The organism is Achromobacter sp. (assembly GCF_049647645.1).
GTDB lineage: Bacteria > Pseudomonadota > Gammaproteobacteria > Burkholderiales > Burkholderiaceae_B > Achromobacter.
In genome coordinates, this window is sequence record NZ_JBARYB010000298.1 from 16858 (window position 1) to 28399 (window position 11542).

Annotated in this window: 10 protein-coding genes; 5 read left to right on the forward strand and 5 right to left on the reverse strand. The window is 68.0% G+C overall.

Translation table 11 applies throughout. From position 1 onward, the window contains the following. Positions 1-27 precede the first annotated feature (27 nt). Genes WBB14_RS33640 through WBB14_RS33650 form a run of 3 tightly spaced genes read right to left on the reverse strand, consistent with a single transcriptional unit; the run spans position 28 to position 2532 of the window. Positions 28-633 (reverse strand): VOC family protein, encoded by a 606-nt coding sequence (locus WBB14_RS33640; RefSeq protein WP_424243597.1) that lies wholly within the window; start codon positions 631-633, stop codon positions 28-30. A 17-nt stretch (positions 634-650) separates the two neighbouring features. Then, a complete protein-coding gene (locus WBB14_RS33645; RefSeq protein WP_424243589.1) occupies positions 651-857 on the reverse strand; it encodes a DUF2783 domain-containing protein in 207 nt (68 codons plus the stop codon). Beyond that, on the reverse strand, positions 832-2532 hold the full coding sequence (locus WBB14_RS33650) for an FAD-dependent oxidoreductase (RefSeq protein ID WP_424243590.1): 1701 nt from the start codon (positions 2530-2532) through the stop codon (positions 832-834). The genes WBB14_RS33645 and WBB14_RS33650 overlap by 26 nt, the downstream gene beginning before the upstream one ends. Before the next feature lie 148 nt (positions 2533-2680). On the opposite strand from WBB14_RS33650, the gene WBB14_RS33655 reads away from it, so the two are divergent. Further along, entirely contained in the window at positions 2681-3490 is an 810-nt protein-coding gene (locus WBB14_RS33655) for a helix-turn-helix transcriptional regulator (RefSeq protein ID WP_424243591.1), read from the forward strand. 120 nt (positions 3491-3610) lie between these two features. Here WBB14_RS33655 and WBB14_RS33660 read toward each other — a convergent pair whose 3' ends face one another. Continuing rightward, positions 3611-4804, reverse strand: a complete 1194-nt coding sequence (locus WBB14_RS33660) for an MFS transporter (RefSeq protein WP_424243592.1) — start codon at positions 4802-4804, stop codon at positions 3611-3613. 108 nt (positions 4805-4912) lie between these two features. Between WBB14_RS33660 and WBB14_RS33665 the strand changes: the two genes are divergently transcribed. Further along, positions 4913-5821, forward strand: coding sequence for a LysR family transcriptional regulator (locus tag WBB14_RS33665; protein ID WP_424243593.1), 909 nt, complete (start codon positions 4913-4915; stop codon positions 5819-5821). Positions 5822-5921: 100 nt separating this feature from the next. Here WBB14_RS33665 and argH read toward each other — a convergent pair whose 3' ends face one another. Continuing rightward, positions 5922-7340, reverse strand: coding sequence for an argininosuccinate lyase (argH, locus tag WBB14_RS33670; RefSeq protein ID WP_424243594.1), 1419 nt, complete (start codon positions 7338-7340; stop codon positions 5922-5924). Positions 7341-7476: 136 nt separating this feature from the next. Between argH and WBB14_RS33675 the strand changes: the two genes are divergently transcribed. The 3 genes from WBB14_RS33675 to WBB14_RS33685 all read left to right on the forward strand — a co-directional run bounded on the left by WBB14_RS33675 (position 7477) and on the right by WBB14_RS33685 (position 11443). Beyond that, positions 7477-8826 (forward strand): mechanosensitive ion channel family protein, encoded by a 1350-nt coding sequence (locus WBB14_RS33675; protein ID WP_424243595.1) that lies wholly within the window; start codon positions 7477-7479, stop codon positions 8824-8826. Between the two features lie 91 nt (positions 8827-8917). After that, entirely contained in the window at positions 8918-10975 is a 2058-nt protein-coding gene (locus WBB14_RS33680; protein ID WP_424243596.1) for an NAD(+) synthase, read from the forward strand. A 129-nt stretch (positions 10976-11104) separates the two neighbouring features. Continuing rightward, the gene (locus WBB14_RS33685; protein WP_013393295.1) at positions 11105-11443 is read left to right on the forward strand and encodes a P-II family nitrogen regulator; all 339 of its coding nucleotides are present in this window, start codon (positions 11105-11107) and stop codon (positions 11441-11443) included. The last annotated feature ends 99 nt before the right edge of the window (positions 11444-11542 follow it).

Consider the following 11542-nt stretch of genomic DNA (forward strand, 5'->3'; position numbering starts at 1 on the left):
CCTTTACGGGATGGGAGGTGGGGCGGCTCAGCCGGCGTGGGCCTGGCTGCGCTCCTGGCTGCTGGTGCCGGTGGCGCCGGGCATCAGGCCGGCGGCCTTGTCGCGGGTCCAGGCGGCCAGGTCGTCATGGGCGCTGCGGCGCTTGCGGGCTACGTAGTCGGCTACGGGCAGGCGCAGGGTCAGTTCGAGGCGGATGCCATTGGGGTCGAAGAAATAGATCGAGCGGATGAAGTGGTGGTCGGTCGGCCCCACCACATCGACGCCGTGCGACTGCAGCCGCTGGCGCATCCGCTCCAGCTCGGCTTCGCCGCGGACTTCCATGGCGAAGTGGTTGACCCAGCGCGGCGTGGCGGGGTCGGGCTGGCTCTGGCCGTTGTCGCCCAGGTCAAAGAAGGCGATGTGCGAACCGTCGGCGAATTCGAAGAACAGATGCACGAAGGGGCAATGCTCGCCCGTGGAGGGCACGCGTTCCTCCTTGACCACGTGCACCAGCGGCAGGCCGAGGATGTCTTCGTAGAAACGGCGGGTTTCCTCGGCGTCGCGGCAGCGCCAGGCGAAGTGGTGCAGGCCCTGGATGGCGGGGCAGGCGGCGGGGGCGTCCGCCGGGGAGGCAGGGGATGGGTTGAGCGTCATGGCGCCGTCTCCGTGGTTCATGGAATGTTCAAGGCGGGCGTGCCAGGTTGGGCCGCCAGCATTTCGTCGACGGCTGCTTGCACCCTGGCCGCGTCGTCCACGGCTTCGATGAGCAGCAGCGACAGCCGGGCCAGGCTGTCGCGCTGGGCTTCGGGGTCGGGCACGTTGGTGAGCGCGATCAGGCGCTCCAGCAGGTCGTCAAGCTGTTGCTGGGATAGCGGCATGGCTGGCGCCTCCGATTGAGCGGTAGAGGCCGCGGGCCTCGGGCAGGGATTCGGAACAGGCGCCGGACGCAGCCAGCGCGGCGGCGACCCAGGCCAGCACGGCCTCGGGGTCGCCCGTCTCGGGCGTGGCGGCTGCCATGACATGCTGGTCGGGCCGCAGCAGCCAGGCCTGGCCGTCCAGCGCCTGCCCGAGCTGGTGCGCCAGGGCGGCTTGTCCGCGCTCGTCGCACAGTGGGCCGACGGCGACCCAGCGCACCAGGCTGTCGCCGTCCTGCACGCCGGGGGGCAGGGCATTGCCGAACACCAGGACCGTGAACCAGGGGCCGAGCAGGCCGTGCAAGGTCAGGCCATCCGCTTGCCGCAGCACGACGTTGGGCAGTGCGCGCCCGGCCAGGGCGTGGGTGCCGCAAGCCAGCGCCGACGCGGGATAGACGGCCGGCATGCACAGGCGGCCGGTGTTGATCATGCGGGCGGCGACGGCGTGGTGCGGCGCCAGGTCGATGATGGCGTCGCGCCACAGCGCGGCGGAGCGGGCCGCGCCCGGATAGACGAAGCGCGAGGAGCGGCGCGCCTGGCGGATGTTCTCCATCGCCGCGTGCTTGCGCTCGACGCTATAGGTATCCAGCAGGGAGTCGCCGGCGCGGCCCTGCAGCAGCAGGGCCAGCTTCCAGCCCAGGTTGTCGGCGTCCTGGATGCCGCCGTTGCCGCCGCGCGCGCCGAAGGGCGCCACCAGATGGGCCGAATCGCCCGCGAACAGCACGCGGCCGTGGCGCAGGTTGTCCAGGCATTCATGGCGGTAGGCCCAGACGCCGTGCCAGGCGATGTCGAACTCCACGCGTACGCCCAGCAGGTCCCAGACCCGCTGGCGCATGGCTGCATCGGTGGCCGCCTCGGCGGGGTCTTCGTCCGGACGCAGCTGGAAGTCGAGCCGCCAGGTGTCGTCGGCCATCTTGTGGCGCCAGACCGCGCGGCCATGGTTGCTGCGGGCGTCCAGCCAGGTCCAGCGCTCTTCTGGCCAGGCGGTGTCGCGCAGCACGATGTCGATGATGATCCAGCGGTCCTCGGTCTGGTCGTACACGCGCGGGCTCAGGCCCAGCATGCCGCGCACCGCGCTGTTGGCGCCGTCGCATGCGATCACCCATTGCGCGCGGCAGGCGTAGGCGCCGTCGGGCGTCTCAACTTGCAGGGTCGCCGGGCCTTCGGCTTGCGGCTCGATGCCGGCGACGCGGTTCAGCCAGCGCAGCTCGGCCAGCGGCTCGCGCATCAGCGCATCCACCAGGAAGGCCTCCAGGTAGTACTGCTGCAGGTTGACGAAGCCGTTGTGGCGCATGTCGGGCTGGTCCTGCAGCGTGAAGGACGCGACCGCCATGTCGCGGCACAGCACGCGGCCCACGTTCCAGCGCACGCCCTTGCCGACCACCTCGCCGGCCATGCCGAGGCGGTCAAAGATGTCCAGCGTGCGCTGCGCCCAGACCATGCCGCGCGAAGCCAGGCCGCGCACGCCGACGGTGTTGTCGTCGTCCAGCACGACCACGGGGACGCCGCGCCGCACCAGATCCAGGGCCAGCGTCAGGCCGGTCAGTCCGGCCCCCACGACGGCCACCGGATGCGGCTCGCGGCGCGGGCGGTCCATGTCATCGGGCCTGACGTATGGGTAGATGGGAAGCTCTTTCATCGTTTTCCCTAGTTCGATGTGGTTTGTTGCAGGCCCCACTCTAGGAGCGCCACGCGCGCCCGTCATGTCCTCACGGGAGAGGACACCGCGGCGGCGGAGGATGACCTTAGAATCGGGAAAACACGCGCAAGCGGGGGAAAACGACACCATGGAAGAGACATACAACCCGATGCCCGCGGGCGGAGGGCCGGACCGTTGGGCCGAGTCCGCCGTCATGGACCTGGGCGGCCCGATGTTCCATGCCGCGCTGCTGCTGGCGCTGCGCGAAACGGTGGCTGCCGACCACGTGTCGCACGTGTTCTACGGCCACGAAGGCCGGGTGCAGTATTCGTCGGCGGCCAGCCTGCTGAACCAGTCCCTGATCGAATGGACCACCAATGTGTTCGTGGACGACGAGTTCTACCGGCGCGATCCCAACTACGGCCTGCTGCGCGACATGGCCTGCCGGCCCGGCCATCATCCAGACCTGGTCGTCCAGACGGCGTCCCCGGAACGCATCGCGGATGACGAGTACCGGCGCTTGCTGTTCGAGCGCCCCGGCTTTGCCAGCAAGATTTCGCTCATCGGCGCCCGCGACGAGGGCATCAGCTACCTGAACCTGTACTTCTCGCGCACCCATTCACCCAACGTGACCGAACTGATGCGCGGGCGCGCGCCCCTGCTGATCGCGCTGGCGCGGCGCCATCACCAGTTGTGCCGCGCGGAAGCGGAGCCGGCGCGCGCGGCCTCCTGGTGCAGCGGCCTGTCGCTGCGCGAAGTCCAGGTGGCGGACCTGCTGCGTCAGGGCCATACCGCCAAGGAAGTGGGGCGCGAGCTGGGCCTGTCGCCCACCACCGTGGTGACCTACAAGCACCGCATCTTCAAGAAGAACAACGTGGCCAGCCTGAAGGAGTTCCTGATCAAGGCGCCCGCGGCATGCGCCGCGCCGGCCTGTACGGCCGAGGCCGTCGGCCGCTGAGGCTCGCCTGCAAGCCTGAAGCTGGCGGCAGCCGAGCATGGCCGGCATGCCCGAGGCCAGTGGGCGCCGGACATCGCCTGCATGCTCGCGGACGCCGGGTATCGTCCGCATCGGCCGGGATCAGGCTGCCACGGATGGCCGCAGCCGGGCGATGGCGGGAACCGCCAACGCCGCCAGCAGCGCCACGGCCCCGGCCACATAGCCCACGCTGCCCAGTCCCCATTGCGCGATGGCCCATCCGCCCAGCATGGCGCCGGCGCCAATGCCGGCATTGGCCGCCGACACGTTCAGCGTCCCCGCCATGGCCTGAGCATGCGGCGCCACCTTCATCACCCGCACCTGGCAGACCGGATACAGGGCCGTATTGGCAATGCTCCAGGCGGCCAGCGCCGGCAGCAGTCCGGCAAGCGAGGCAGCCAGGGGGATGGCGGCCATCATGCCCAGGCCCAGCAGCAGGGTGAACGCCAGGGTCGCGGCCAGCGGATTGCGGTCCGCCGCCAGTCCGCCCAGCCAATTGCCCGCCAGGCCCGCCGCGCCAAAACCCATCAGCCACCATCCCACCTGCCCCGGCGCCACGCCGGCGATGCGTTCCAGCACGTCGGCCAGATAGGTATAGGCAGCGAACATCGCGGTGAATACCGCCACGGACAGCCCGATGTGGGCCAGCATGCGCGGATTCCGCAATATCTGCGCCTGCGCGCGCAAGCCGACGCGCGGCGGGCGCGGCAAGGCCGGCATGCAGGCCAGCATCAGCGCGGCCAGCGCCAGGGACAGCGCGGCCAGCCCCCAGAAGCTGCCGCGCCAGCCTATCGACGTGGCGGCCAGCGTGCCCAGCGGAATGCCGAACAGCAGGGCGGCGGAAATGCCCAGGTACACGCGCGCCACCGCCTGCCCGGCGCGGCGCGGGCCGGCCAGTTGCGCCGCGGCTTCGCTGGCCATGCCCCAGAACACCGGCAGGGCCAGCGCAGGAATGAAGCGCGCCAGCGCCAGCACCCAGATGTTGGGCGCGGCCGCGGCCAAGGCATTGGAGGCGGCGAAGACCAGCAGGATCGCCACGAACAGGCGCTTGCGCTCCAGGTGCGACAGCGCCGCCGTCAGCAGCGGACCGGACAGCATCACGGTGAACGCGAACAAGGTCACCAGTTGGCCCGCGGCCGATACGGAGATGGACAGGTCCCGAGCCAGTTCGGGCAGCAATCCCACGATCAGGAATTCCGTGGAAACGATGACAAAGGCCGCAACGGCGAGAATGCCGATGGAGAGGGCGTTCCCGCGGGCGGGGGCGGATGGGGAGGCCAGGGTAGAGTCGAGCATGGATGGATTCAAGACGTGAGACAGCCCTGAACGATATTGGAGATAAAATTTCTTATCTCAGGTATTTTTTCTATTTATTTAGGAATCTGATTCCCTAATATTTCTCCCATGATCCCATCCGAACGCCTCAAAGGCATCGAAGCCTTCGTCACCACCGCCGACGCCGGCAGCTTCACCGCCGCCGCCGACCGACTCAATCTCACCGCCTCGGCCGTGGGTAAAAGCGTCGCCCGGCTGGAAGCCCGCCTGCGCACCCGCCTGTTCGAGCGCAGCACGCGCCGCCTGGCGCTGACGGACGCGGGCAGCGCCTACTACCGGACCTGCGTGCGCGTGCTGGCCGAACTGCAGGACGCCGAAGCGGTGCTGGCGGCGCAGCGCCAGGAGCCCGTCGGCCGGCTGCGGGTGGACCTGCCTGCGACCTTCGGGCGCCGGGTGGCGCTGCCGCTGCTGTTGCAGTTCGCCCAGCGGCACCCGCAGTTGCGGCCCTGCGTGTCGTTCACGGACCGTTTCGTAGACCTGGCCGACGAGGGCATAGATGTGGCCGTGCGCATCGGCGGGCCGCAGCAGTGGGCGCCCGGCCTGGGCCACCGCTACCTGGGCTCGGAGCGCGTGATTTTCTGCGCGTCGCCGCAATACCTGGAACGCCGCGGCACGCCGCTGACGGCAGACGATCTGGCGCAACATGACGCAGTGGCCTACGGACGCGCGGACGGCGAGCCGCCCGCCTGGCGGATCGCGCAGGGCGCGGGGCCGGCCAGCCTGCGGCCGGTGGATGGCGTCATGGCGCTGGACAGCGCCGAAGCCCAGGTCGACGCCGTCGCCGCGGGTTTCGGCATCGCGCAGCTGGCGACCTGGCTGGCGGCCGACGCCTTGCGCGACGGCCGGGTGGTCGAAGTGCTGCCGCAACTGGCCACCGAGGGATTGCCTCTGTATTTGGTGTGGCCGTTGAGCAAGCAGCTGCTGCCCAAGGTGGATGCGGTGGTGGAGATGCTGGGGGAGTCGCTGAGCATCGTGTAGCGGGCGGCTGAAAGAACGTACACATACGCTATCTGACGCTCCAATGAAAATCGGCCCCGATAAATCGGGGCCGATCATCTTGCGTCGGAGAAAACCAGCCTTACTCCGCCGTTTCCTGCAGCACGCGCTTGGCTTCCTCGGCCACGCGCTCGGGGGCGGTGCCGCCCACGTGCTTGCGGGCCGCGACGGAGCCTTCCAGGGTCAGGACCTGGTGCACATCGTCGCCGATGCTGGCGTGATAGGCCTTGAGCTCGTCCAGCGACAGGTCGGCCAGGTCGCAGCCGCGCTGTTCGCAATCGCGGACCGCGTGGGCCACCACTTCGTGGGCGTCGCGGAAAGGTATGCCGCGCTTGACCAGGTAGTCGGCCAGGTCAGTGGCGGTGGCGAAACCTTGCAAGGCGGCGGCGCGCATGTTGTCGGCCTTGACCTTGATGCCGCCGGCCATGTCCGCGAAGATCGTGAGCGTGTCGCGCACGGTGTCGACGGTGTCGAACAGGCCTTCCTTGTCTTCCTGGTTGTCCTTGTTGTAGGCCAGGGGCTGACCCTTCATCAGGGTCAGCAGGGCGACCAGGTGGCCGTTGACGCGGCCGGTCTTGCCGCGGGCCAGCTCGGGCACGTCGGGGTTCTTCTTTTGCGGCATGATCGAGCTGCCGGTGCAGAAGCGGTCGGCCAGGTCGATGAAACCCACGCGCGGGCTCATCCAGAGCACCAGCTCTTCGGACAGGCGCGAGACGTGCGTCATGATGAGCGCGCCGGCGGCGCAGAATTCGATGGCGAAGTCGCGGTCGGACACGGCGTCCAGCGAATTGCGGCAGACGCCGTCAAAGCCCAGGGTCTTGGCGACGCGCTCGCGGTCGATCGGGTACGACGTGCCAGCCAGGGCGGCGGCGCCCAGCGGCAGGCGGTTCACGCGGCGGCGGCAGTCGGCCAGGCGCTCGGCGTCGCGGCCGAACATTTCGGCGTAAGCCAGCAGGTGGTGGCCGAAAGTGACGGGCTGGGCGACTTGCAGGTGCGTGAAGCCGGGCATGATGGTGCCGGCGTGGTCCAGCGCCACCGTGGCCAGGGCGCGGCGCAGCTGGCGCAGCAGGTCCAGCAGGTTGTCGATTTCAGCGCGCAGCCACAGGCGGATGTCGGTGGCGACCTGGTCGTTGCGCGAACGGCCGGTGTGCAGGCGCTTGCCCGCGTCGCCCACCAGTTCCACCAGGCGCTTTTCGATGTTCAGGTGCACGTCTTCGAGGTCGAGCAGCCATTGGAAGCTGCCGGCGTCGATTTCGGACAGGATTTGGGTCATGCCGCGCTGGATGTCGGCCAGATCCTGGGCGCCGATGATGCCTTGGGCGGCCAGCATGTCCGCGTGCGCGAGCGAGCCCTGGATGTCGTAGCGCGCCAGGCGCTTGTCGAAATCCACGGACGCCGTATAGCGCTTGACGAGTTCGGAAACCGGTTCCGAGAACCGGGCGGACCAGGCCTGCGCCTTGTTGGCGAACTGGTTTTGATCGGGGGAGGGAGTGTTTGCCATGATGGGCGGAATTATAGGGCCTGGCGCGGCGCCGGGCGAAGGCGGGCGCCGGTCCCGCGGGCGGCGAACCCTCAGGGCGGGCCTTTGTCGGATAATCCTGGATTAGTTTCAAGACCTTAGAGCAGGAAGAGAGCCTATGCCCCTGGAATGGGAAGAACTGGTCACCCAATTGGATACCCATCTGCCGCGCGAAGCCTGGGCGCAGACCTTGATCGGGATCGGCGCGCTGATCCTGACCGCGCTGTTCGTCCAGTGGGTCGTGGCGCGGGTCGTGCTGCTGCTGGCGCACCGCGTGCTGGTGCTGAGCGGCAGGGGCGACTGGGACAAGGCGTTGCAGCGCCGCCGCGCCTACCAGAACCTCTGGTACGCGGTGCCGTTCGCGGTGGTGTCGCTGGGCATAGGCCTGGTGCCGCACGTGGAGCGGGCCGTGACCATCGTCGGGCGGCTGGCGCACGCCGGCGCCTGGGTCTGCGTGTTCATGGCGTTCTCGGGCGTGCTGAGCGCCTGGCAGGATACCTATTCCGCCACCACGCGGGCGCAAACTCGTTCCATCAAGGGCTATATCCAGATCAGCAAGCTGATCCTGATGGCGGTATGCACCGTTTTGGTGCTTTCCATCCTGATCGACCGCTCGCCGCTCTGGATGATCTCCGGCCTGGGTGCGCTGTCCGCGGTGCTGCTGCTGGTGTTCAAGGACACATTGCTGTCGCTGGTGGCCAGCACCCAGCTGACCAGCAACGACATGCTGCGCATCGGCGACTGGATCGAGATGCCGCAGTCCAACGCCGACGGCTTCGTCAAGGACATCGCGCTGCACACGGTCAAGGTGCAGAACTGGGACAACACCGTCACCACGGTGCCCACCTACAAGCTGTTCTCGGAAAGCTACCGCAACTACCGCCATATGTTCGAATCGGGCGGGCGGCGCATCAAGCGCACCATCCGCATCGACTCGGCCAGCGTGCGCTTCCTGAGCGACGACGAAGCGCAGCGGCTGATGCGTTTCCGCTTGCTGCATGATTACCTGCAAGCCAAGACCCACGACATCGCCCAGGCCAACCAGACCATGGGCGATCTGGCCAGCGTGCCGGCCAACCGCCGCCGCCTGACCAATATCGGCACCTTGCGGGCCTATGCGCTGGCCTACCTGAAGCAGAATCCCGAGGTGCGCCAGGACATGGCGATGATGGTGCGCATGATGGAGCCCACCTCCGAGGGCATCCCGGTCGAGGTCTATTGCTTTACCGCCGTGACCGCCTGGGTCGAGTACGAACGCATCCAGGGCGACATCTTCGACCATCTGCTGGCCATCCTGCCTGAATTGGGCCTGCGTCTGTACCAGCAGCCGTCTGGCGCCGATATCGGGGCGATGGGCGCCCATCTGCGCGAAGGCGCCTTGCAGGCGGCGCTGGCCGTCGAGGGCGGACGCCCGGGCCTGGCCGCGCCCTCGGAGCACGGGCTGACCGACGCCAAGATGCCGCGCTAGCGGACAGCGGGCGCGGGCAGGGCGTCCGGACGGGGCCGGCGGGTGGCCCCGTGAGATAATCCAGGCGTTGAAATCCCAGGCGATAGACCCGATGTCGAACCCGTTCTTCAACCTGTATTCCCACGGCTTTGCCCGGGTGGCCGTCGGCGTGCCCGAATGCAAGGTCGCGGACCCCGCGTTCAACGCCGCGCAGACCATTGCGCTGGCGCAGCAGGCCGCCCAGGGCGGCGCGGTGCTGGCGGCCTTTCCCGAACTGGGCTTGTCCGCCTATACCTGCGATGACCTGTTCCACCAGAAGGCCTTGCTGGACGAATGCGAGGCCGCGCTGGCGCAGGTGGTCGCGGCCACGGCCGACATGGATATCGCCGTGATCGTCGGCGCGCCGCTGCGCGTGGCCCATCAGCTGTTCAATTGCGCCGTGGTCGCCGCCGGCGGCCGGGTGCTGGGCGTGGTGCCGAAAAGCTACCTGCCCAACTACGGCGAATTCTACGAAGCGCGCCAGTTCAGCGCTGGGGATTGCGCCATTGTTTCCGAGATCAGCCTGTTGGGCCAGGCCGTGCCTTTCGGGTCCGAACTGATCTTCCAGATGGAAAAGCTGCCACTGTTCCAATTCCACGTCGAAATCTGCGAGGACGTCTGGGTGCCCATCCCGCCGTCCTCCTACGCCGCGCTGGCGGGCGCCACCGTGTTGGTGAACCTGTCGGCCTCCAATATCGTGGTCGGCAAGTCCGAATACCGCCACCAACTGGTGGCGCAGCAGTCGGCGCGTTGCCTGTCGGCCTATATGTACACCTCCGCCGGGCGGGGCGAGTCCTCGACCGATCTGGCCTGGGACGGCCAGGCGCTCATCTACGAAAACGGCGAACTGCTGGGCGAATCGGAACGCTTTCTCGGCCATTCCCATCTGCTGTTCTCGGACGTGGACCTCGAACGCCTGTCGCGCGAACGCATGCGCCAGACCACTTTCGGCCAGTCGGTGCGCCGCCACCAGGACGAAGTCCGCAAGTTCCGCAGCGTGGCGGTGCCCGTGAACCCGCCGCTGGAAGACGCCGAACTGCCGCTGGAGCGGCGCGTGGCGCGCTTCCCCTACGTCCCGGCCGACCCGCAGCGCCGCGATGCCCGCTGCAAGGAGGTCTACAGCATCCAGGTGCAGGCCCTGGTCCAGCGCCTGTCGGCCAGCGGCATGTCCAAGGTCGTCATCGGCATTTCCGGCGGGCTGGATTCCACCCATGCGCTGCTGGTCTGCGCCAAGGCCATGGACGCGCTGGAGTTGCCGCGTTCCAATATCCTGGCGGTCACGATGCCCGGCTTCGCCACCAGCACGCGCACGCTGCAGCAGGCGCGCCAGTTGATGGCGGTGGTGGGATGCACGGCGTCCGAGATCGACATCCGGCCCAGCTGCCTGCAGATGCTCAAGGACCTGGGTCATCCCTATGCGGACGGCAAGCCGGTCTACGACATCACCTTCGAGAACGTGCAGGCCGGCGAACGCACCAACCACCTGTTCCGCATCGCGAATTTCAACAACGCCATCGTCATCGGCACGGGCGATCTGAGCGAACTGGCGCTGGGCTGGTGTACCTACGGCGTGGGCGACCACATGTCGCACTACAGCGTCAACGCCAGCGTGCCCAAGACCCTCATCACCCATCTGGTGCGCTGGGTGGCCGAGTCCGGCCGCCTGGGCGAGGAGGGGGCGCAGGTGCTGCTGGATGTGCTGGGCACCGACGTCAGCCCCGAATTGGTGCCGGGCGGCGCGGACGATAAGCCGGTCCAGAAAAGCGAAGACAGCATCGGCCCCTACGAGCTGCAGGACTTCAACCTGTACTACACGCTGCGCTACGGTTTTGCGCCGACCAAGGTGGCATTCCTGGCGCTGGCGGCCTGGCGCGACCGCGAGGCCGGCGCCTGGCCCGAGGGCGGCCACGTGGCCCGCAACCAGTACGACCTGGCGGCCATCAAGCGCAACCTGAAGATTTTCCTGGACCGTTTCTTCCGCCTCAGCCAGTTCAAGCGCACCTGCGTGCCCAACGCGCCCAAGGTCGGCTCCGGCGGTTCGCTGTCGCCGCGCGGCGACTGGCGCGCGCCCAGCGATTCCGAGTCGGTGGTGTGGATGCGCGACGCCGAACGCATTCCGGACGAAGCCTGACCGGGATGTCCCGCCAAGGGGGAACCCGGTATTTGGGCCCCCTGGCGGGTGGTATTCTCTTATCCAACGCGCCCTGCGGCCATGCCGAGCCAGGGCGCCGCAACAGATCAAAAACCCAGGACGACCAACGTGAAACAAGTCACCGCCATCATCAAACCCTTCAAGCTCGACGAAGTCCGCGAAGCGCTGGCCGAAGTCGGCGTCAGCGGCTTGACCGTTACCGAAGTGAAGGGTTTCGGCCGCCAGAAAGGCCATACCGAGCTCTACCGCGGCGCCGAATACGTGGTGGACTTCCTGCCCAAGATCCGCGTTGAAGTGGTGCTGCCCGACAGCCAGGTCGAAGCCGCCATTGAAGCCGTCGTTAAAGCGGCCCGCACCGGCAAGATCGGCGATGGCAAGATTTTCGTCACGCCGGTCGAACAGGCGATCCGCATCCGCACGGGCGAAAGCGACGAAGAGGCGCTGTAGGTTCCACGGGAATCGGGGCTGAGCGGACAGGCTGGACCTGCCGGCAGCCGCGAGACCCAGGCTGGATTTTGCGGGTGTTGGGGCAGCAAGGTTCTTGCT